The 22,336-nt window shown below is 64.7% G+C and carries 20 protein-coding genes; 11 read left to right on the plus strand and 9 right to left on the minus strand.

Translation table 11 applies throughout. From position 1 onward, the window contains the following. Positions 1-19 precede the first annotated feature (19 nt). The 6 genes from OG874_RS36160 to OG874_RS36185 all read right to left on the minus strand — a co-directional run bounded on the left by OG874_RS36160 (position 20) and on the right by OG874_RS36185 (position 7,285). Entirely contained in the window at positions 20-1,348 is a 1,329-nt protein-coding gene (locus tag OG874_RS36160) for an ABC transporter substrate-binding protein (protein WP_330251532.1), read from the minus strand. Between the two features lie 13 nt (positions 1,349-1,361). Further along, entirely contained in the window at positions 1,362-2,153 is a 792-nt protein-coding gene (locus OG874_RS36165) for a carbohydrate ABC transporter permease (RefSeq protein WP_330257575.1), read from the minus strand. Positions 2,154-2,224: 71 nt separating this feature from the next. Next, positions 2,225-3,154, minus strand: a complete 930-nt coding sequence (locus OG874_RS36170; RefSeq protein ID WP_330251533.1) for a carbohydrate ABC transporter permease — start codon at positions 3,152-3,154, stop codon at positions 2,225-2,227. A 176-nt stretch (positions 3,155-3,330) separates the two neighbouring features. Beyond that, entirely contained in the window at positions 3,331-4,230 is a 900-nt protein-coding gene (locus tag OG874_RS36175) for a L,D-transpeptidase (RefSeq protein ID WP_330251534.1), read from the minus strand. A gap of 399 nt (positions 4,231-4,629) precedes the next feature. Further along, positions 4,630-5,976: a cytochrome P450 gene (locus tag OG874_RS36180; protein WP_330251535.1), complete on the minus strand. Its 1,347-nt coding sequence runs from the start codon at positions 5,974-5,976 to the stop codon at positions 4,630-4,632. A gap of 85 nt (positions 5,977-6,061) precedes the next feature. Next, positions 6,062-7,285 carry a serine hydrolase domain-containing protein gene (locus OG874_RS36185; protein ID WP_330257576.1) on the minus strand — a complete coding sequence of 408 codons (1,224 nt, stop codon included), beginning with the start codon at positions 7,283-7,285 and terminating at the stop codon, positions 6,062-6,064. A gap of 633 nt (positions 7,286-7,918) precedes the next feature. Between OG874_RS36185 and lppU the strand changes: the two genes are divergently transcribed. Beyond that, positions 7,919-8,590: an LppU family putative lipoprotein gene (lppU, locus tag OG874_RS36190; protein WP_330251536.1), complete on the plus strand. Its 672-nt coding sequence runs from the start codon at positions 7,919-7,921 to the stop codon at positions 8,588-8,590. 39 nt (positions 8,591-8,629) lie between these two features. Further along, on the plus strand, positions 8,630-10,081 hold the full coding sequence (locus OG874_RS36195; protein ID WP_330251537.1) for an MFS transporter: 1,452 nt from the start codon (positions 8,630-8,632) through the stop codon (positions 10,079-10,081). Positions 10,082-10,206: 125 nt separating this feature from the next. Here the strand turns inward: OG874_RS36195 and OG874_RS36200 are convergent, their stop codons facing one another. Further along, positions 10,207-10,881 carry a serine protease gene (locus tag OG874_RS36200; RefSeq protein ID WP_330251538.1) on the minus strand — a complete coding sequence of 225 codons (675 nt, stop codon included), beginning with the start codon at positions 10,879-10,881 and terminating at the stop codon, positions 10,207-10,209. 631 nt (positions 10,882-11,512) lie between these two features. On the opposite strand from OG874_RS36200, the gene OG874_RS36205 reads away from it, so the two are divergent. The 9 genes from OG874_RS36205 to OG874_RS36245 all read left to right on the plus strand — a co-directional run bounded on the left by OG874_RS36205 (position 11,513) and on the right by OG874_RS36245 (position 21,005). After that, entirely contained in the window at positions 11,513-12,331 is an 819-nt protein-coding gene (locus tag OG874_RS36205) for an MlaE family ABC transporter permease (protein ID WP_330251539.1), read from the plus strand. A gap of 4 nt (positions 12,332-12,335) precedes the next feature. Then, positions 12,336-13,199: an MlaE family ABC transporter permease gene (locus OG874_RS36210; protein WP_330251540.1), complete on the plus strand. Its 864-nt coding sequence runs from the start codon at positions 12,336-12,338 to the stop codon at positions 13,197-13,199. A 6-nt stretch (positions 13,200-13,205) separates the two neighbouring features. Further along, the gene (locus tag OG874_RS36215; RefSeq protein WP_330251541.1) at positions 13,206-14,702 is read left to right on the plus strand and encodes an MCE family protein; all 1,497 of its coding nucleotides are present in this window, start codon (positions 13,206-13,208) and stop codon (positions 14,700-14,702) included. Next, positions 14,699-15,742, plus strand: coding sequence for an MCE family protein (locus OG874_RS36220; protein ID WP_330251542.1), 1,044 nt, complete (start codon positions 14,699-14,701; stop codon positions 15,740-15,742). Before OG874_RS36215 ends, OG874_RS36220 begins: the two co-directional genes overlap by 4 nt. Then, the gene (locus OG874_RS36225) at positions 15,739-16,734 is read left to right on the plus strand and encodes an MCE family protein (RefSeq protein WP_330251543.1); all 996 of its coding nucleotides are present in this window, start codon (positions 15,739-15,741) and stop codon (positions 16,732-16,734) included. Before OG874_RS36220 ends, OG874_RS36225 begins: the two co-directional genes overlap by 4 nt. Further along, the gene (locus OG874_RS36230) at positions 16,731-17,852 is read left to right on the plus strand and encodes an MlaD family protein (protein WP_330251544.1); all 1,122 of its coding nucleotides are present in this window, start codon (positions 16,731-16,733) and stop codon (positions 17,850-17,852) included. Before OG874_RS36225 ends, OG874_RS36230 begins: the two co-directional genes overlap by 4 nt. After that, entirely contained in the window at positions 17,849-18,955 is a 1,107-nt protein-coding gene (locus OG874_RS36235) for an MCE family protein (protein WP_330251545.1), read from the plus strand. Before OG874_RS36230 ends, OG874_RS36235 begins: the two co-directional genes overlap by 4 nt. Then, a complete protein-coding gene (locus tag OG874_RS36240; RefSeq protein ID WP_330251546.1) occupies positions 18,952-20,130 on the plus strand; it encodes an MlaD family protein in 1,179 nt (392 codons plus the stop codon). Before OG874_RS36235 ends, OG874_RS36240 begins: the two co-directional genes overlap by 4 nt. 137 nt (positions 20,131-20,267) lie before the next feature. Next, positions 20,268-21,005, plus strand: a complete 738-nt coding sequence (locus tag OG874_RS36245) for a hypothetical protein (protein ID WP_330251547.1) — start codon at positions 20,268-20,270, stop codon at positions 21,003-21,005. 131 nt (positions 21,006-21,136) lie between these two features. Here OG874_RS36245 and OG874_RS36250 read toward each other — a convergent pair whose 3' ends face one another. Further along, complete coding sequence (locus OG874_RS36250; RefSeq protein ID WP_330251548.1) at positions 21,137-21,784, minus strand: ribonuclease H family protein; 648 nt, start codon at positions 21,782-21,784, stop codon at positions 21,137-21,139. Positions 21,785-21,794: 10 nt separating this feature from the next. Further along, entirely contained in the window at positions 21,795-22,265 is a 471-nt protein-coding gene (locus tag OG874_RS36255) for an SRPBCC family protein (protein WP_330251549.1), read from the minus strand. Positions 22,266-22,336 lie beyond the last annotated feature (71 nt).

The following is a 22,336-nucleotide window of genomic DNA, read 5'->3' on the forward strand; positions in this document are numbered from 1 at the left end:
ATCTCCTACTCTTCGCTGATTACTTGGGCAGCTTCGGCGTGATCTGCCGATCGATGATCGCCTGTAGCTGGCTGGCCACATTGGCGAAAGCCGTTGCCGGATCCTGATTCTGCAGACCGATCTGTTCCAGCCCGGTGCCGATGATCTGGTCGCCGCCCGGCACGAACACCCGCGCGTAATCCTGCGACTTGGTCACCGCGAGCTGCTCGATGGCGACCTTCGACTTCGGGTTCTTGGCCAGGAAGTCGACCTCGCTCGGATCGGTCTGCGCCGACTTGCGCACCGGCATGTATCCGGTGCCCTGCGAGAAGTAGGCGGTATTGGCGGCATTGGTGATGAACTCGATGAACTTGAGCGCGTTCACCTTCCGCTGATCGGAGATGCGCGCCGGAATCGCCAGGCCCGCACCGCCGGTGGTGACGCCGGGCCCGTTGGGATGCGGCAGGAACGCGGTGCCGAATTCCAGCTTGCCCTCGGCGTTCTTCTGGATGCCGCTCAGATCGCCGGTGGAGGCGATGGTGGAGGCGATGACACCGGTGCCGAAATCGACGGCGATCTGCGGCTTGATGCCGGCGTACTTCTTGGTGTGGATCATCTCGCGCAGGAACTGGCCCGCCGCAATGGTTTTCGGGTCGGTGAACTTCAGCGTCCACTGATCGGAGTAGGCGCCACCGAAGGTCCAGTTCGGGCCCTGGAAGGTCCAGGCCAGGTAGTTCTTGGCGTCACCCCAGCCGTGCGCGAGCTTGCCCTCGCCGACCACCGACTGGATCTTCGGCCCCCACTCGTCGAACTCCGGCCAGCTCTGCGGGCCGCGGTCCGGCAGCCCGGCCTTCGCCCAGACGTCCTTGTTGTAGTAGAACAGCGGCGTCGAGCGGGAGTAGGGCAGGGCGTAGTGCTTACCGTTGAATACGTAGTCCGCGGCCAGCGAATCGATGTAGTCGTCCAGCTTCACCCCGGCGTCGGCGAAGTGCGCGTCGAGCGGTTCGATGGTGCCGTTGAGTGCGTAGTTGAACCACCAGACGTCCGAGAGCACAACGACATCGGGCAGCTCACCACCGGAGAGCGCCGCGTTGAACTTCTGCGACACCTCCTCGTAGTTCTTGCCCGCGTCGACCAGGTTGACCTTCAGGTCCGGGTACTTGGCCTGGAACCGGTTGATCAGCTCGGTCTCGAGTTCCTTCGAGGTGCCAGGGTGATTCGACCAGAAGGTGATGGTGTTGGCGTCGCCGGACTGCTTGCCGCCACCGCCGCTGCCCGCGCACGCGGTCAGTGCGGTACCCGCGGCGAGCACACCGGCCAGTCCGATGAAGCCGCGCCGCGACAGTGCGGGGAATTGTGAAGTGGACACTGGTTCTCCTCGGTTAACCCTTGACCGCACCTGAGGTGAGGCCTTTGATCATGTGGCGCTGCAGCAGCAGGAACACGAGCAGAATCGGCAGCATGGTCAGCAGTGTGCCCGCCATCACCGGCCCCCAGTTGGTAACGCTCGGATTCTCGGTGTTCTGCAACAGGGTGAGGCCGACCGGCAGCGTGGCGACCTTGGTGTCGTCGGCCATCAAGAACGGCCAGAGATATTCGTTCCATTCGTTGACCAGCGTGACCACCGCGAAGGCGACCATCGTCGGCCCCGACATCGGCAGCACGACCCGGGTGAGCAACCGCCACCAGTTGGCGCCGTCCATGCGCGCCGCCTCGATCACCTCCGAGGGCAGCGAGAGGAAGTGGTTGCGCATCAGGAAGGTGCCGAAGGCCACGCCGCAGAGCGGAATGATGATGCCCTGGAAGGTATTTCGCCAGCCCAGCTGCGCGATCAGCGCATAGTTGGAGATCACCGTGATCTGGTTGGGCACCATCAGCGCCGCGATGATCACCAGGAACACCACGGTCTTGCCCGGAAACCGCAGGAACACCAGGCCGTACGCGCTGAAGACGCCGAGCACGAACTTCACCAGCGAGATGATCCCGGTGATGATCAGCGAATTGCGCAGGAACGTCCAGAACGGCAGTGCGGTGGTGGCCTCCTCGTAGTTCTCCGGATGCCAACTGTGCGGCCAGTACACCGCGGGCTGAGTGTAGATATCCGGGCGCGCCTTGAACGAGGTGATGAAGATCCAGAACAGCGGCACGCCGACGATGATCAGCACGCACACCATCGCGGCGTAACCGAGCAGCGTCACCGCACGCTGCCGACGCCGATACGAAAGCGTCTCCACACCAGCATGTTTCACTGCTCGCCCCGATCCATGATGCGCACCTGGATCAGCGTGATGACCAGCAGCACGAGGAACATGATGGTGGCGACGGTCGCGCCGTACCCGGCCCGGAAATTGCGGAAGGACTCTTCGTAGACCTGGTAGACCATGGTCGTGGTACCGGTACCGAGCGGCCCGCCGCGGGTCATCACGTTGATGATGTCGAAGACCTGCAGCGAGTTCAGCAGCACCGTGATGGACAGGAAGAACGTCGTCGGGCGCAGTTGCGGCAATAGGACTTTGGTGAAGGTGGTCCAGCGGCTCGCGCCGTCCATCTCGGCCGCCTCCATCAGATCGGCGCGGGTGCCCTGTAGCGCGGCCAGGTAGATGACGAAGGTGTAGCCGAGGTTCTTCCAGATGTAGGTGACCGTCACCATGAACAGCGCCCAGTGCGGGTCCTGGTAGAAGTCGGGCACCTTGTCGACGCCGATGCGGTGCAGCAGATCCTGGATCAGGCCGAAGCTGGGATCGAAGATGAACTGGAACGCGACGCCGATGGCCGCGCCGGAGATGACGAAGGGCGCGAAGATGGTCGAGCGGACCACATTGCGGCCGAACAGCTTACGGTCGAGCAGCAGTGCCAGCGCCAGGCCGAGCACCATGCTGCCGACCACTGCGGCCAACGTGAACACCACCGTGTTGGTGACGATCTGCCAGGAGTCGTCCCGGCCCCACCACTCCGTGTAGTTGTCGAACCCGATGTAGTTCACGAACTGGTCGGAGATGTTGAAGTCGGTGAACGAGAGCCGGATATTGTCGGCCAGCGGGCGGTAGACGAACAGCGTCAGCAGTGCGAGATTCGGTCCGAGCAACACCAGGAACAGCGCATAGTCCTGCCACGGCCGATTCCGCAGGCCACGCCCCTTGGGTTGGGGCAGCACTCGTTCCGGTCTGGTTCGCACCGTCGAACCTTTACGTCCCGCAGCATACGGTCGGTTAACACTTAGCGCCGACACGCTGAACTTTCCGCGCACCGGCAAAGTGAAACAAAAGCCGAACATTACGACCGGACTTTCGTCCATTTTGGTCGTAATGTTCGGCTTTCGATTACCCCGTCGCGACGGGGCGGGGAGCTACCTCACTCGTTCCAGTCGCCGTAGCCGTCACGCGCGTTGAGCGTGCCGCCCTTGGTGTTCTGGACGATGACCGGATCGCCCTTCTTGGCGTTCTCGAAGAACCACTTGGCGTTTTCGGTGCTCACGTTGAGGCAGCCGTGGCTGGCGTTCGAAACACCTTGCTGCGCAACCGACCACGGGGCCGCGTGCACGAAGATGCCGCTGTTGGAGATGCGGGTGGCGTACTCGACCTCGACCTTGTAGCCCTCGGGATCGGTGGTCGGCACGCCGTAGGTGGACGAATCCATGGTCATCTTGCGCAGCTGCTCGCCGACGAAGTAAGTGCCGTTCGGGGTCTCGTGCTTGGTCCTGCCCATCGAGGTCGGCATCGTCATCACCTCTTCCCCGTTGCGGGTGATGGTGATGGTGTGGGTGTCGTCGTCGGCGGTGGTGATGAAGGCGTCGCCGATCTTGTACGCGGTGCGGGTACCGCCCGCCTCAACCGTCACATCGGTGTTGGCCGGCCAGAACTCGTTCGGCCGCCAGCGCACCTGCTTGTCGTTGAACCAGTAGAAGTATCCGGGCGCCGGATTCGAGGAGGTGATCTTGATGGCCTGCTCGGCGGTGGCGTGATCGGCCACCGGATCCTTGAAGTTGATGATGATCGGCTGCGCGACGCCGACGGTCTCACCGTCGCCGGGGCTGATGCTCGGCGGCGCGAAGTTCGCCTGGACGCCCGGATCGGTGACCGGCGACGACGAGGAGCCCGATCCGAGGCCGAGCGGATCGGCCTGCGCGGGCGCGACGGCGCTGACGCCGAGCGCGGCGATCGCCGCCGACAATAGGACGCCCTGCCGGAGTCGGCGGGCTAGCGCTCTCCGACGAGGAGCAGTCGACGTCCCGGTGTGCAAAGCGGCATGCATAGGTTTCTCGTTCCAATCCATCTCTCGACGACGCCGGTGGCGCAGCGAGATCTCTCATCGGCGTGGTGCCCGCGCGGCAGTCCCACGAAGACTGTCGTGGACTGGCGTTGCGAACGCCCACGGAAAAACGGCGTGGGCATGAAACACCCCACGGGTATTGATGACGCACCCGACCCCTGCCGTCCTTCCTACCGTCCCGATGCGGTTGGAAGCCAGTGGTGTTTCGCATTGATTCGGACCGTCCAGCAAGTGTGTCGTGCGACACATATGCCGTTGGCGGTCACCATCTTTCGTGAAATGGGCCGGTCACGTCGGCGAGTCTCGGTGCGCCCATTGGGTCGATCGGGCGGACGGTTGAAGCGAGCACCAAACTTCTTCGTGAGATAAATCACGCTGACATCACGCCAGTACATCGAATGGAATCGACCGATGCGGACCGGTCGCGATGTTGTGTGGCACCGCCAGCGGCACCCGCCCCCGCGCGTAGCGCGGCGCGAGCCGCAGCCGCACCCGAGTGAGGATCGTGGCGAGTACGACCCGCAGTTCGTAATCGGCCAGTGACGCCCCGACACACCGCCGGTGCCCGCCACCGAACGGCGCGAATTCGAACGGCCCGTATTTGCGATCGATGAACCGCTCGGGTCGGAACAGGTCCGGATCCGACCACACCGCGGGATCCCACACCGCAGGATCGGTGTGGAGCAGCGGCACCGCGACCCCCATCGTGTCGCCCGCGGCGAGCGCGACGCCGCGCAGCGTGAACGGCGCGGTCAATCTGCGCAGGACAATCGGCACGGTGGGATGCAGCCGCAGCGTCTCCTGGCAGACCGCGTCCAGATACGGCAGACCGGCCAGCTCGAGCGGGGTGGCGTCCGGCCCCGCCGAGTCCAGTTCGGCGTGCAGGCGTGCCAGCGCTTCGGGTTCCCGGTGTAGATGGAACAGCGCCCACACCAGGCTGGTCGCGGTGGTCTCGTGCCCGGCGACGAGCAGGGTGCGCAGTTGTTCGCACAGATCGTCATCGGTGATCGAGGTGCCGTCGTCATAGCTGGTCGTCAGCAGCATGCCGAGAATGTCGGCGCCGCCCCGGTGCCGGTCGGTCACCGCCCTTCGCCGCGCGATATCGGCCAGGATCAGCTCGTCCAGCCGCGCGCGGGCCGCGACGAACCGATCCCACGGCGCATATCCGAACAGCCCGTGGCGCAGCGCGGGGACCAGCATCAGCGGCCCCGAGAAGGCGGTGAGGAATTCCGCGACCGCGGCGGTGTATTCGGCGCGGCGCTGGTGGCTGTCCACCCCGAAAACCGCCTCCAGAATCACCCGCAGCGTGATCGCCCTGGCCGCCGCACGCGAGTCGATGCGCGTGCCAGGTCGCCAGGCCGGGCTGGATTCGCTTGTGCTGCCGGATATTTCGCCCACGGCGGAGTCGCGAATGAGTTCGCCGTAGGCGCGGATCCTGGCGCCGTGAAACGCGGGTGCGAGCAGTGCCCGATCGCGGCGGTGCCGTTCGCCCGCGGCCAGGATCAGTGAGGCGGACCCGACCAGCGGTTCGATCGGATTCGGCCGCGGCGGTTCGAGTAGGTCGATCGGTGCGCGAAAGATCTCGCGGGCGCCCTCGGCGGTTCCGGTGAACAACACCGCACCGAAACCGGGGAACCGGACGTAGAACGGGTCGCCCTCGCGCGCCCGTCGCCACCGGAAATACCGCTCGAAATCGATGCCCGCCGCCAGCGCGTGCGCGACAGCCATCCGGGGCACGCGCGGCATCGATGGTGCGGCCTCGTGCCCACCCTCGCCTGGTGTGCCCGCGTGTCCCATATCTATAGCTACGAACTCACCGGGCGCCTGGTTCGACCGGTCCCATCGACTTCACCTTCCGCACCGTATTGGCCGTCATCGCCGCAATGCGGGCGAGGCGGGCATCCCCGAGCGCGGTCACCATATTGCCGAGACGGTTGGTGACGAAGGCAATCGACATACCGAGCTCGGGATCGGCGTAGGCCCCCGAACCGCCGAGTCCGTAGTGCCCGAAGGCTCTTCCCGGCTGCTGCTTGGACATCAACACCGGGCGGTGATAGCCGAGCGTGAATTTCAGCGGCAGTCCGAGCACGTAGTCGCGGCTTTCGGAGCGCTGCGTCTGATTGATGATCTCGATCGTCTCGGGTTTCAGTAACTGCACGGCCCCGATGCCGAGCCCGCCGCGTACGGGATCGAGCGCCTCGACCCGACCGCCGTTGGCCAGCGCCCCATACATTCTGGCCAGTGCGCGCGCCGAGAAGACGCCGTTCCAGCCCGGCATCACCGCATCGTGCACGCGCGGGTCGCGGACCAGTTCGTCGAAGCTCTCCGGCATGCCCGCCTCGGCGAGTCCGCGGATCGGCCGCACCCAGGACAGCACCGATGACGCGGTGTTCCAACGGATTCCGGGCGGGCTCAGATGCGGAAAGATCTTGGCGATCCGGTAGCGCTCGGATTCCGGTACCCGGAACCAGAATTCGTCATAGCCGAGCGGCTCGGCGATCTCGCGACGCAGCACCTCGGTGAACGGATCCCCGGTGACCCGCTGCACGATCTCGGCCACCAGCCAGCCGAAGGTGATGGCGTGATATCCGGAGCTGCGGATCCGGCGCGGATCGGCCGGACTCTCGGCCAGCGCGCGCACCACGGCGTCGTAATCGAGGATGCCCTCGCGGCCGGGCACCAGGCCGCGGACGCGATGCAGCCCGGCGTGGTGCGAGAGTACGTCGCGCACCGTGATGTCTTCCTTGCCGTGTGCGCCGAACTCCGGCCAATACGCCGCTACCGGAGTGCTGTAGTCGATCAGGCCCCGCTCGGCGAGCCGGTGCACCACGGTGGTGGCGACACCCTTGCCGGTGGAGAAGGTGAGCGCCACATTGTCACCGCTCCAGCGCCGATCCCTGGCCGCCCAACCCGCCCAGATATCGACGACGGGTCGACCGTCCAGGTAGATCGCGAGCGCCCCGCCACCGCGGGTCGGCTGGGTGAACATGCCGAAGAAATGGTCGGCGAGCCGGACGAATTTCGGATCGACGAGCATCTCCCGTGGCGCGGCGGGCTGTCGATCCGGTGCTGGGATGGCAGAAACCACGGGTCGCACCTCCTGCTGGCTGGGGCCGAATTTGCTGGCTGGGCCGAACTTCAGCCTAGCTCCGATCTTGGTGTTCGCCGGCGACCGAACGGTGTGGTCGGGCAGGTCGCGCCAGTTGCCGAATTCCCGGCGAGGGCGGCCGTGCCCAGGCAGACCACCGAACTGTCGGCGGTCGCGACCTGCGCGCGTGAGCCCGCTGTCGGATACGCAATGCACATCGGTTGCTGATGCCACTACGGAAAGTATCAGCGAGGCTCCGACCGCGGCCGTGGTACAGGCGATTGCGCTGATCAGGTTCACCGACGAACTCCTCTCACGCCGGAAACCCCACCATACCCAGATCGGTTGCTGGAAGGTCGATTCCGCTGGTCTGCCGCCGCGCCGCAGTGATCGAACCGACATTGCCGCCCGATCGGGTCGATGTCTCGACACCGGGACACCTTCTCCACCGTGGTGCGTCGTCGACTCGACGCGTGCGCGGTCGGTGGTGTAAGCATGGCGTGGTATTTCATGTATTGCTAGATCAACTTCGGATTCCGACGGGGGTATGAGTTCGGAGCGTTACAGCCGGGAGGACTGTAAGTGTCTCGTCAACTGATCTCGGGTCGCCTAGCGACGGCGATCGTCGCCGCGGTCGCTGTGGTCGCCGCACTCTCGCTCGCGGGCTGCGGCAACAAAATCAGCGGCAACGCCCAGCCCGCGGTGCAGAACGGGACCATCGATGCGGTCTCGTCCACCAACACTCCGAGAACCTCATCCGCCAAGCCCACTTCGAGTGGGCGGCCGACGACCGGCGCCCGCCCGTCCTCCGGCAAGCCGACCGCGACCACCTCGCCGTCCAAGGGCGGCAACACCGACTTCCAGGCCAGTGTCGGTGACTGTGTCACCCTCGGCGGCACCACCGACAACGCCACCATCGCCAAGGCCTCGTGTGGCAGCCGGGCGTCGAACTACAAGGTGATCGGCAAGGCGGCGACCAGTTCGCAGTGCGTCGCCGACCGCGACTCCGCCTACTTCGAAACCCTCAACGGCGCGCAGCAGGGTGCGATCTGCCTGGATATCGATTGGGTCGTCGGCGGCTGCATGGATATCAGCGGTGAGGACCCCAAGCGCATCGACTGCACCGAACGGGTCAGCCAGGGTGTGAAGGTCACCAATATCGAGCAGGGCGCCGACGACGCCAGCGTCTGCGGTAGCAGCAGCGGGTTCGAGTACCCGACGCGGCATTTCGTGGTCTGCGTCCAGAATCTCTGACCGCCACGAAATTCGGCTCGCGGAGGTTACGTTGGGCCGGTGAGCGTTACTGAACTACCCCGGCTGAGTTCAGCCACCGGCCGCTGGATCCTGCTGGCCACCATCCTCGGCTCGTCGGTGGCCTCACTGGACGCCACCGTCGTCAATATCGCGCTGCCGCGCATCGGTGAATCCCTGGACACCGATGTCGCGGGGCTGCAGTGGACACTCAACGGCTACACGCTGACCCTGGCCTCGTTCATCCTGCTCGGCGGCTCGCTCGGCGACCATCTCGGTCGGCGCAAGGTCTTCGTCTGGGGTGTCATCGGTTTCGCGCTGGCCTCGGTGCTCTGCGGCGCCGCGGTGAATATCGAGATGCTGATCGTGGCCCGGGTGCTGCAGGGCGTGGCGGGCGCGCTGCTCACCCCGGGCAGTTTGGCCCTGATCTCCTCGTCCATCGATCAACGTGATCAGGGCGCGGCGATCGGGCTGTGGTCCGGCTTCGGCGGTGTCGCCGGTGCGCTCGGGCCGTTCCTCGGCGGCTGGCTGATCGAGCTGGCGGGCTGGCAGTCCATCTTCTTCATCAATGTGCCGCTCGCACTGGTTGTCGTCGTCGTCGCGCTGAAGCATGTGCCGGAGAGCCGCGATCCGAATGCCACGGCGCGACTGGATGTTCCCGGCGCGGTGGTGGTCGCGCTGGCCTTGGGCGCGTTGACCTTCGGCCTGATCGACTCGATGCCGCTGCTGGTGGTCGCGGGTCTGCTGCTGCTCACGCTCTTCGTGGTGATCGAACTGCGCAGTGATCATCCGCTGGTGCCGCCGTCGCTGTTCGCCTCGCGCGTCTTCACCGCCGCGAACCTGGTCACCCTCGCGGTCTATGCCGCGCTCGGTGGCGTCTTCTTCCTCCTGGTCCTGCAACTGCAGTTGGTGGCGAAGTACTCGCCACTGATGTCGGGGGTGGCCACCGTCCCGGTCACGCTGGTCATGCTGGTGTTCTCCGCGCCGGCCGGCCGCTGGGCGCAGGTGCACGGTGCGCGCATTCCGATGACGGTCGGTCCGCTGCTGGCCGCTGGCGGCCTGGTGTTGTTGCTGCGCATCGGACCCGACACCACCTACCTGACCGATGTGCTGCCCGGCGTGCTGGTGTTCGGACTCGGCTTGTCGGCGCTGGTCGCCCCGCTCACCGGTGCGGTGCTCGGCGCGGTGCCCTCGAGTGAGGCCGGTATCGCCTCCGGGGTGAACAATGCCGTCGCCAGGACCGCCCAGCTGCTGGCCGTCGCCGCGCTGCCCGGTCTGGCCGGGATTTCCGGATCACTCAGTGACCCGGTCGAATTCGATCGTGGCTTCGGCGTCGCGATATGGATCTGCGTCGGCCTGCTGGTGGCCGGTGCACTGCTGGCCGCCGTGCTGCTGCGCGCGCCGCGGCACGCACCGACATTGGACAATGTCGACTGCATGCCGCAGTTCGGGGTCGCCGGTCCGGCGCTGGCACCGCTCGGTAAAAAAGAATGAGCGAGCGCAGCGAGCGAACAACAAGCACAGCCGGGCGGACCCGCTCGTTCCGGAGCCGAGCGCCAGCGAGGCGCAGGAATGAGCGGGTCTTTCGACCCGCTCATTCGGTGTTCGGTCGATCTCGACTAGATCGGGTTGAAGCCGGCGCCCACGCTGCCACGGGCGTTGATATCGCCCATGATCGAGCTCAAATTGGTGCCGACCTCGGGGCCGAAGCAGGCGATCGCCAGGTAGGCGTTCACCATGCCGACCAGTGTGGTGCCGACGACGACCGGCGCGCCGGAATCGCCTTCCACCACGCACATCTGCGACCAGGTCTCCATATTCGTGCCGAAGACGTCACCCCAGGCGATGCCGCAGGTGTTGCCGGTGGTGCGGCCTTCCTTGCAGACGATCATCGGGAACTGCGCAGGGCCGCCGATTCCGGTGATGGTGACGCCGCCGATCCGGTTGACCGGGATGATCTTGCCCGGCTCGAACTGGATGATGGCGTAGTCCAGATCGTGGTTGGAGTAGACGAACCGGCCGATCACGCCTGCGCCGCGATCAGTCTCGGCGTACACCTGAGCGCCCGGGTCGCCGCAGTGTCCGGCGGTCAATCCGACCAACCGACCCGCGCCGTCGTAACCGACTGTCGTTACGGTGCACTCGAACTGGTTATCGATGATGATCCCCGACCCACCGCCGACGACCGGAGGCCCCGGCGCGGCGTCCGCGGTCCCGGCCCCTGTCGCGAGCAGCGCCGCACCAAGAGCTACGGCGAAGGCGGCGTTGGCCACCTTGGCGAGTTTGCTGAACATGTCCCTCCAGACGTCGGAAGCCCGCACGATATCAATCTGTCGCACCCATCGTGTCAGTATTCGGCTCCGGGCGCGTCCTGTATCCCAGTGACCCGTCGCGAGTCGGTCGAATCATTTCCCGGCGACTGCTGGCGGATCGCTGGAATTGGTCAACTGTCTTGATGTCGATCGCGTCGCGGGTCCGCACTTTTCGACATTTCAGGTACAGCGTCTCATTTCTGGCAATAGCTGGTCTCTATAACAGTGGTCATCGTAATGCGCGCGATTGGTGTTTCGGCCGCTGGCGGAGGGTGTTCTCGAACGGTATTCGAATCGGTACATATTTTCGATGAATTCTATCCGCTCAAATAACCGAACGGGCCATATCCGCCGGTGATGGACCCGGGTGGAACTGTGACCCGTTCTAGAAGTATCCCGGTTAACTTCGGGGCCCGTACCAAGCTCCGTGCCACTGCTCTTAGGGGTTCTCCAGCAGGGACTCTGAACTATGACTGCAATCACACCGTGATGCTGTGTTCTGCACTACTCCGTAGTAAGGTGCGTCAAGCAATCAAGTCGTCGGGGTTTGGTTTCCGGCGTCGAGAGGGGTTAGCCAGTGCAGTCGACCAAGAGTCCACCAGCGCAGTCACGGATGAGTGATGCGGTCGATTGGACGAAGGCCTACTGGGAAGACCATCCGAAGCGCTCATTGGAGACCTTCGGTAGACAGATCACGATGGGGTTCGCTGCCGTCGCCGAGTTGTTCGTCGCGATATTCCGGCGTCGATTTCCCTATCGTGAGTTCATCCGGCAATGCGCCTTCATGTCCAGTGTCGCGGCGGCGCCAACCCTCCTGGTGGCTATCCCGATCGGCGTGATCGTCTCCATCCAGGTCGGCGCGGTCGCCAGCCAGGTCGGTGCGACCTCGTTCATCGGCGCGGCCAACGGTCTCGGCATCATCCAGCAGGGCGCGCCACTGGTCACCTCGCTGATGATCGCGGGCGCGGTCGGTTCGGCGATCACCGCCGATCTCGGTTCGCGCACCATCCGCGAGGAGATCGACGCGATGCGGGTGATGGGCGTGGATCCGCTGCGCCGCTTGGTCGCGCCTCGGCTCGGCGCAGCCATGCTGGTCAGCGTGTTGCTCTGTGGCTTCGTCGTTTTCGTCGGATTCTTGACCGGCTACATTTTCAATATTTTCGCGCAGAACGGCACCCCAGGTTCGTATGTCGGCACCTTCTCCTCGTTCGCCGTCACCATCGATCTTCTTGTCGCACTGGTGAAATCGTTGATCTTCGGGTTGCTCGCGGCGATCATCGCCTGTGATACCGGACTCAATACCCGCGGCGGTCCCGGTGGTGTCGCGAACTCGGTGAACTCGGCAGTTGTCAGTTCCGCCATCATGTTGTTCGGCGTGAACTTGATCATCACGCAGATCTACAACGTTCTCCTCCCCCCACAGGTGGTCTGAGCCGGTGTCATCAACCTACATACCGCCACTGCTGCGGCCGCTTCAGCAAATAAAGAAGTCCGCGCAGGCCCCGGTCGATATGCTTGCGCGCCTGGGCCACCAGGTGTTCTTCTTCCTGCGGTCGGTCGGCTCGATTCCGGTGGCGCTGCGGCACTATCCGAAGGAAGTCTGGCGGCTGCTCTCGGATGTCACCTGGGGCAACGGCAGTCTGGTCGTCGGCGGCGGCACCATCGGCGTCATCCTCATCCTCAGCGCGTTCGGCGGGATGACGGTCGGCATCCAGGGCTATACCTCGCTGAATCTGCTCGGCCTGAGTCCGATCACCGGCGCCATCTCGGCGTTCGCGACCACCAGGGAGCTCGGGCCGCTGCTGGCCGCGCTGGCCTTCGCCGCGCAGGCCGGCTGTCGATTCACCGCACAGCTCGGTGCGATGCGGATCTCCGAGGAGATCGACGCGCTCGAGTCGATCGCGATCCGGCCGCTGCCCTACCTGGTGAGCACCCGGATGTTCGCGGCGATGGTCGCGATCGTCCCGCTCTACTGCATCGGCCTGGCCATGGCCTACATCTCGTGCTCGCTCACGGTGCAGCTGATCGGCGGCACCTCCAGCGGCACCTACGCGCACTACTTCTATCAGTTCCTGATTCCAGTGGACGTGCTCTACTCACTGCTCAAGGCGATGGTGTTCGTCGCGATCACCACGTTCATCCAGAGCTACTACGGCTTCTTCGCCTCGGGCGGTCCCGAGGGCGTTGGTATCGCGGCCGGTCGGGCCATCAAGATGAGCATCATCGTCGTGGTGTTCGCTGACCTGTTCATGACGTTGGCGATCTGGGGCGTCAATCCCGGCATCCGGATCTCGGGGTAGGACGAGATGATTATCGATCCCAGTGGGCGTGGCCCCACCATGCGGCAGCTGTTGATCGCCGGTGTGTGCGGACTCGTCGTGTTCGCCCTGATCCTCGGCTTTCTGATGGCCAGATACCGTGGCTATTTCGTGCCCAAGGTCGATGTGGTCGCCAATCTGACCACCACCGGTGACGGACTGCCCGATCAGGCCGACGTCAAGTTCCGCGGCGTGCTCGTCGGCGCGGTCAAGGACGTCGAGGTGGCCGCCAAGGGTGAGCTGCAGAAGGTACAGATCGAGCTGAAGCCGGAGTTCGCGGGCGATATCCCGTCGAACGTGACGGCCCGGGTGGTGCCGAGCAACCTGTTCGCCGTCACCTCGGTGGAGTTGGTCTTCAACGGCCCGGGTGACAAGTACCTGCACGAGGGTTCGACCATCGAGGAGGACCGCAGCCAGGGCACCATCGCGCTGCAGGACACCCTCACCACTGTCCGGACCATCCTCACCAAGATCGATCCGGTGCAGTTCGGCCGGGTACTCGGCACGCTCTCACAGGCGCTGGACGGCAGCGGCCGGATGCCCGGCTCCACCGTCGAGCGGCTGGATAATTGGCTCACCTCGGTGGACCAGTCCATCCCGAATCTCGGTGTGCTGCTCGATGATTTCTCGAACTCGTTCCGCGCGCTCAACCAGTCCGCACCGGAACTGCTCGATGTGCTGGGCAGTTCGGTGAAGACCGCGCAGACCATCGCGGATCACCGCTCCGCCCTGGTCGCGTTGATCAGTGGGACGGCGGGCACGGTGGATACGGTCAACGGACTGTTCGCCCGCAACGGCGATATCGGCAAGCAGATCACCGCGGGCACCAGCGATATGTTCGGTGCGATTGCCGCGGACGCGAATTCGATTCCGGACACCATCGCCTCGCTGAACAACTCGCTGCGCAAGTTGAGTACGACCTTCCACTGGGGTCCGCAGCGGCAGATGGTCTGGAATGCCGGCGCGACGCTCACTCCGTACCGGCCCTACGAACAGGCGGACTGCCCGCGCTACGGCAATCTGGCCGGCCCGAGCTGTGCCACCGCGCCGGCTGTCTCCGATCCCGGTTACCTGCCGCCGTCGATGCAGCCGCGTTCGCTGGCGAGCGCCGAGGGGTTGGCGAAACTGCCACTGCCCGCGGGCTTCCCGGAGATTCCGGGGCTGACCTCGCCGGGTGATCCGCTCGCATCGACCTCGGCCGAGCCGAAGCCGGCCAGCCCGTTCGCGGGTACACCGCTGGAAGGGTTGTTCCCGAATCTGATTCCGTCCGCACCGGGTGCTCAGCCCGCGGCCGGTCAGCCCGCGGCTCCGGTCGCGCCCGCCGAACCGGCGAGAGTGCCTGCGGCCGCACCGATTTCGTACGAAGGAGATGCCGCGATCGTCGCGCTGCTCGGTCGTCGGCCGACGACGGCCGAATATCTGTTGCTCAGTTCGGTACTGCGCGGGGGCACCCTGCAGGTGACCGAAAGCGGTGCGGCCAAATGAGCGTTCGCAAACCGCTGATCGGCTTCGGCCTGTTCGCGATCGTCTCGATCCTGGTCACCGTGGTCGTCTGGAATACGCTGGCACGGGTCGTGGCGGGTGAAACCAACACCTACACCGCGACGTTCAGCGATGTGCTCGGCCTGCGCGAGGGCGATGACGTCCGGATGGCGGGTGTGCGCGTCGGCAAGGTCGAGAAGATCGAGCTCACCCGGGATACCCAGGCCAAGAAGTCGGTCGCCAACGTGACCTTCATCGTGCAGCGCAACCAGACGGTGTACGACGATACGAAAGCCCTTGTCCGCTACCAGAACCTGATCGGCCAACGCTATATCGCGCTGGCTCCGGGCAAGGCGGCCGGCCCGGCGGCGTTGAAGAACAAGGCCACCATTCCGCTGACGCGCACCGAGCCGTCCTTCGACGTCTCGGGTCTGCTCAACGGATTCCAGCCGCTGTTCCAGGTGTTGCAGCCCGAACAGGTGAACCGGCTCTCGGAGACCTTCATCCAGGCATTGCAGGGTGACGGTGTTTCGTTGAGCTCGTTCATCACCCAGGCCGCCACCCTGGCCACGGATTTCCAGCGCAGGGACGCGATTCTCAGCGATGTGATCACCAACCTCAGCGGCGTGATGTCCGGGTTGGCCAAGCGAGGTGATGAATTGGAGACCCTGGTTACCCAGACCCGGGCACTGATCGGCGGCCTGTACGACCAGGGCCAGTCGCTGCAATCGTCCACGGTGCAGATCGCGGACGCGACCAGCTCCCTGATCGACATGATGGGCAAGATCCAGCCGAAGCTGGCCACCGCACAGGATTCGACGAGCGCGGCGCTGACACTGTTGATCGCCAACGGTGCCAAACTCGACCAAGCTGCGATCGACCTGCCCGCGGCGCTGGCCGCCCTCGGCAAGTTCACCCAGGACGGCGCCTACGCGAATGCGTACTTCTGCAAGCTGGACGTCTCGCTGTACGGCATCCTGCTCCCCCGCGGTCTGCTCCCCCAGATCGGCGGCAACGGACAGTCGGCGGTGTGCCGCCCATGACCAAGATCAAGGACAGGTTCAACAGCAACCGCTACTTCTGGCTGGGTGTCATCGGTGGCGTCCTCATCATCGTGCTGCTGATCGGCTCGAGTGCCTACAAGTTGATCGGCGTCGGTGAGAAGACGGTCAAGGCCGAGTTCGCGCAGACCGCCGGGGTCAGGGTCGGCGACAAGGTCAATGTGGCCGGTGTCCCGAGCGGCCGGGTGGCCGGTGCGAAGCTGGAGGGCGGGCACATCCTGCTCACCCTCAGCGTCAAAGACGACGTCGAGCTGGGACCGGATGCCAGGGCCTCGATCAAGATGGCGACGCTGCTCGGCGCGCGCTATGTCGATCTCGATCCGGGTGACGGCTCCGGCCTGAAGGACGGCCGAATTCCGTTGTCCAACACTTCGGTTCCGTACAACCTGGCCGATGTGGTCGAGTACGGTACCCCGAAATTCGAGGCGCTCGACACCAAGCAGCTGGCCACCTCGCTGGATCTGATCAACAAGCAGATGGGCGATTCGCCCGCGCTGACGGCGCAGGCGCTGGACAGCATCGGCGCGCTGGCGAAGGTGATGGATTCGCGCAAGGCGGAGGTCGACGGCCTGCTCAAGGATCTCGACCGGGTTACCAGGATCCTCGGCGACAACCGCAACAGCGTGCTGTTGGTGATCACCCAGGGCGAGGCCATCGCCAACCGGGTGATGGAACGCCAGGGCCTGCTGCGGCAGCTGCTCGACAATGTGTCGACGTTGAGCCGCCAGCTGCAGGAGATCGGCGCGGCCAATAACAATCAGCTCGGCCCGACCATCGAGCAGCTGAACACCATGGCCGAGGGCCTGCAGAAGAACAAGGACAACCTCGATCGGATGCTGCAGACCATGCCGGTGGCGGTGCGCACCTTCAACAACGCGTTCGGCAACGGTCCGTACGGTGAGGTCGGCCTTCCCTGGCTCTTCCCCGACAACTGGTTGTGCTTCGCCCACATGATCGAGGGGTGCCAGGGATGAGACTGCTGCGAATCAACCTGCGCCGGCCGAATCTGCGGCGGGTGACCAAACCACTGATGATCAGTGCCGCGGCGCTGGCTGTCGGCAGTTGCTCGCTGCTGCCGAGTTCGATGAACAGCGCACTGGGCAACACCATAACGATCACCGCGGACTTCGAGAACATCGCGGGCGTCTTCGAGGGCAACCCGGTCACGGTGCTCGGCTTGGAAGTCGGCAAGGTCGACAAGATCATTCCCAAGGGCACCCTGGTCGAAGTGCACATGACGATCGACAAGGACGTCAAGATCCCGAAAGACGCGATGGCCGCGATCGTTTCGCCATCCATCGTCACCGATCGGCACGTCGAACTCACCCCGGCCTACACCCAGGGCGAGACCATGGCCAACGGCGCGCATCTGCCGAAGGCGAAGACCAAGACGCCGGTCGAGCTGGACACGATGCTCAAGACCATCGATCAGTTCGCCGCGGCGCTGAAGCCGGAACCGGGCACCGAGGGCATCGGCCCGCTGTCGGGCCGGGTGCTCTACCCGATGCTCAACGGCAACGGCGAGAAGATGCGTGACACCCTCAACGCGCTCTCCGGTGCGTTGAAGGTCGGTGTCGACAATAAGGACGCGGTCTCCAACATCATCATCAAGCTGAACGAACTCACCACGATGCTGTCCGAAAACGACCAGTCCGTGCGTGATTTCAGCAACCGGATGACGCAGCTGACCGGACTGCTCAGTGATCAGGCCCCCGGTCTGGAGGCGACGCTGCAGCAGCTCAACGACTTCCTGGCCAATACGAGTTCGGTCTTCGTGCAGTATCAGGATCAGCTCGGGAGTTCGCTCGCCGGACTGACCAAGGTGACCGATCAGTTGCGTGCCAACGCCCGTGGCCTCACCGAGGTCGTCGACATCACGCCACTGCTCATGCAGAACCTGGACCGGTCGATGAATCGCGAGCTGGGCTACGTCCGGCTGCACGGCAACCTGCCGACCTTCCTCAACGGCGAGCTGCTGAGCGTGTTCTGCGAACGGATTCAGATGCGCTCGGATGGCTGCCGGACCGGCAAGATCGAGGACCTCGGCCCCGACCTGGGGATTACGGCGGCACTGCTGGGGATGACCAAATGAACGACCGGTTCACGTTGAAACCCCGCCGCACGCTGGTCGCGCTGGCGGCGGCATCCGGAGTGGCCATCACCTCCGGCTGTGGTCTCACGGTGGAGAGTCTGCCGCTGCCCAAGCCGGGCACGGCCGGTGAAACCTACACCGTGCACGCGAAATTCGAGAACGCGCTGAACCTGCCCGACCAGGCGAAGGTGAAGATCGGTGGCTCCGATGTCGGCGTGGTCTCCAATATCCAGACCAAGAACTTCGAGGCCATTGTCGATCTGAAGATCAGCAAGGACATCGATCTTCCGGTCGGCAGTACGGCCGAACTGCGCCAGGCCACCCCACTCGGCGACGTGTTCGTCGCGGTGTCGAAGGCCAAGGCGGATCCGGGCGCACCGATGCTGCACAACGGCGATACCCTCGGCTTGGACAAGACCTCGGCGGGCGCCACTGTCGAGGAGCTGTTGATCTCGGTCTCGCTGTTGTTCAACGGCGGTGGCGTCGCGGCGCTGACCAAGCTGACCTCGGAGATGGACTCCATCGTCGGCGGCCGCGGTGACCAGATAGCGCATCTGATCAACGAAATGACCGGCGTGGTCGGCAGTTTGAACGACAACAGCGCTCGGATCGACAGTGTGCTCGCCCAGTTCAGCTCGCTGGCCACCACCATCGAGTCGAGACATACGGAGTTGGGGCAGGTCGCGGACACTCTGCCACAGATGATCGGCGCGGTCGCGGAGAACAACCGGGCGATCGGTGATCTGCTGCAGAAGATCTCGACGACCAGCGCGGCGCTCGGCGACTATGCCAACACCTCCAGCGACCAGCTGAGCGATCTACTCGACAATGTGCACAAGTTGATGACCGCGCTGTCGCAGACCGAGCAGAACTTCGGTCCGGCATTGGATGCGTTGCGCGACATACGCGGTCCGCTCGACGCGTCCTTCCGCGGTAACAGCCTCGCGGTCTACGCCACCGTCACCAATATCCACAACTTCAGCTTGTTGTCGGATCCGGCGCAGGGCAAGTTCTTCGACGGCCGCGATCTCAGCGACTTGGCGGGCAGCCTTATCACCGTCTTGCAGGCCATCCAAGGACGACTGCAAGGGGGACACCGATGAGTTGGCTCGGCAAACTGATGCGGCGCAAGTTGCTGCTGTCCAGCATCGGCTTGGTGCTGGTGTTCATCGTCGGCGCGACCTACCTGTTGGTGAGCGTCATGCGGGTGAACCCGCTGAAATCGACTTATGCGGTCACGGTTGACTTGGACCGCTCCGGCGGTCTGCAGCCGGGCAACGATGTGACCTTGCGCGGCTACCGCATCGGCAAGGTGACCTCCATCGAGTTGGTCGATCGCGGACAGTCCATCGCCGCGACAGCCGAGATCGACTCGAAGTACAAGATTCCGGTCGACACCAATATCTCGGTGGGCGCGCTCTCCGGCGCCGGTGAGCAGTACATCGACTTCCGGCCGAATACCGAGCAGTCGCCGTTCCTGAAGGACGGTTCGGTGGTCGAATTCAATGCCGAGAAGATCAAGACGCCGACCCCGATCTGGTCGGTGCTCGACAACTCCAGCGCACTGATCGCTCAGGTCGATCCCGATAAGTTCAGTGTCATCCTGTCCAACTTGGATGTCGCGCTCAGTGGCGGTCCGGATCAGTTGCGCGGCATGGTCAATGGCATCAGCTTGGCCATGGCCGGTTTCGACAATCTGCTGCCGCAGACCCAGAACCTGATCGCCAACCTGCGCACCATCGCGGACACCACCTCGAACGCACAGCCGGATCTGGCGACGCTGACCCGCAATTCGGGCCGGTTGTTCGACCAGTTCAACAATGCCAACGGCGAACTGCAGGCAGTGCTGGAGAAGGCGCCGGGACAGCTGACCAGTCTCGGTGCGGTGCTGGACAAGACGGCCGACCCGATCACCAGTCTGGCGGCCAACTTCGCGGCGATGACCAGGGCCGCGCAGCTGCGGATTCCGGCGCTGCAGGCGCTGTTCCCCTCCCTGAACATCGGGTTGTCCGCCGCTGGTGTGCCGGCCCACGACAACGAGTTCTACGCTGTCGCGGATATCTGGGTTCGGCCGATATGCCAGTACAAACACACGCCGATCCGCAATGAGGTCATCCAGGACGGTTCGGTGCCCAAGTGGAACTACTGCGAGAATCCGCCGCCCGGACTGCAGGTCCGCGGTTCGGCGAACGCACCGCGCCCGGATGTTCCGGACAATGGTGCGCAGATGCCGCCGGGTGCGGATCCGAATGAACACACCCCGCCGGCGCTGCGGTGAACGTGAGTCACCCCGGCCAGGGTGCGTGATCCGCGGCCGGGAATACTCCCCCGCAGAGTGCGAAGATTCGTACGATGCGGACCGACAAAGCAATATCGGTGCGCTCGAGTGCGCCGGGAAAGTGCAGGATTGTATCGATGTCCACTGATGACGCCGGCGCCGAGAACCAGGACGCCCAGAACGCGGACGCACCGCAGCAGGACGCCGAGGTCGACGCGTCCGCCGCGGACAAGCCGATCGAGTTGGGTAAGGCCGACGCCGAACCCGCGGCCGCTCCGAAGCCGACCGAGACGCAGGTAACGGACACGTTGGCCGAGGGCGCGCAGCGTCCGGTCGCCGCGGGGAGCACCAAGGGTAGTGGCGCGCTGGTGCCGGTGATCGCCGCATTCGTCGCCGGTGTACTGCTCGTCGCGGCGGTCACCGCCGTCGTCGTCTTCTACCGGCAGGCGAGCAACCGCGGCGACGAGTTGGACGCGCACGCCGACGCGACCTCGGCGGCCTGCGAATACGGCAAGCTGATCTCCACCTACGACCCGCAGACCATCGACGACTACCTCAAGAAGGTGGACGCCGCGTCGACCGGCGAGTGGCGGGACCAGTTCAGCAAGCTCGGCCAGGACCTCAAGGGCGTGGTCATCGACGCCAAGGCCACCTCGTCGACCTACGACATGCAGTGCGGCTTCCAGTCCGGCGACACCGAGAGCGCGAACGTTCTGGTGGTGATCGGCCAGACCACCACGAACGTGAATATCGCGGCTGCCAACAAGCCGCCGAGCAAGGTCGAGCTCGTCGTCGTCGCTGGCCTGAAGAAGGTCGACGACAAGTGGCTCGTCGACAAGTTCGATCTCCCCATCCTGAAGCAGATGGGCAATTGAGTTGTGACTATGCCGAGCTGACACTCGGCTAGGTCGCGAATCCAGCGAAAAGCGCCTCCGGGCGGGTGGGAATGGCACCACCCGCCCGGAGGTCTTTCCGGCGGTCTTGCGCCCGGTCGCACCAGGCGAACTCAGAACAAGGTCAATGCCTGAGGCGCTGGGGCGACCGGCTTCCCCGCTGACCGCGGCCGGGGGGCTTTACTTGCGCCGTGTTTACCCACCCCGCCGGCTTCACCGGCTGCCATCCCCCTGAGGGAATTCCCCGTGGCGGTGGTCTTTTCGATCTTGTCCTCGAGTACCGGCGGTAGTTCGGGCAGTTCCGCGGTCGGAACTTCACCCGCGGCCGCGGAGGCCGCGGCCTGCCTGGCCGCCTCGCCGGCGAGGGTATCGGCCATCTCGTTGAAGTAGTTGCCGACATGTCCACGCACCCAGCGGAACCGGACCGGTCCCGGTCGGGAGGCGATGGCCCGATCGATCTGCTTGATGAGCTCGACGTTCTTCACCGCACCGCCGGTAGAGGTGCGCCAACCGTTGGTGCGCCAGCTACCGATCCATTCCGAGGCGCATTTGATCGCGTATAGCGAATCGCTCTCGATGAGCAACGGCTCTTCGCTGGGATGGGCGAGCACCGCTTCCAGCAGCGCGCGCAATTCCGCTACCTGATTGGTTCCGGTGGCGGCTCCCCCGCTGCGCGAACCGCCCTGATGATTGACCCAAGCCCAGCCGATGGCGCCGCCGGGATTGCGGAGGCAGGATCCGTCGGTGCTCACGATGATCATGGGTGGCACCCTACGCAATCCGACCGACAAGATCGGTACCGTGGAATTCCTCTATCTCCCTTCGCAACTGGGACTCGGTGCGGCGTAGCGCCGATCGCACGGCGGCATCCACCACGCGCAGGCACAGGCGACCGAAGAGCCCACCCGGTGGAGCGTACTCTGCTTCCGAGGTCAGCACCGAGCGTCCATAGCCGAGCGGGTCGAAGCGCAGCGTCAAGGTGCCCGACAATCGACCGCTCAGCGTGTAGCCGATCACCACATTGCGCCGGTATTCGGTGATCTCGCACGCCAGCTTCGGCCGCCACGGTCCGACCCCGGCGTGCGTGCTGAAGACCGCGCCCAGGCCCTGGTCGAGCTCGCCCTGCGGCTCGAACGCGGTAACGCCGAACATCCAGTCCGGCACGAACTGATGGTTGTCCGTGTAGGTGAAGGCCACCTCGACCGGTGCCCCCACGTCACTCGCGTACTTGATGTGGCCCATAGGCCCTCCCTGTCGGCTGCCGATAAAAGTACTACAGATCTCCTCTTTATTGCAGCGGTTGCCCGGAACTC

The organism is Nocardia sp. NBC_00565 (assembly GCF_036345915.1).
In the GTDB taxonomy this organism is placed as follows: Bacteria; Actinomycetota; Actinomycetes; order Mycobacteriales; family Mycobacteriaceae; genus Nocardia.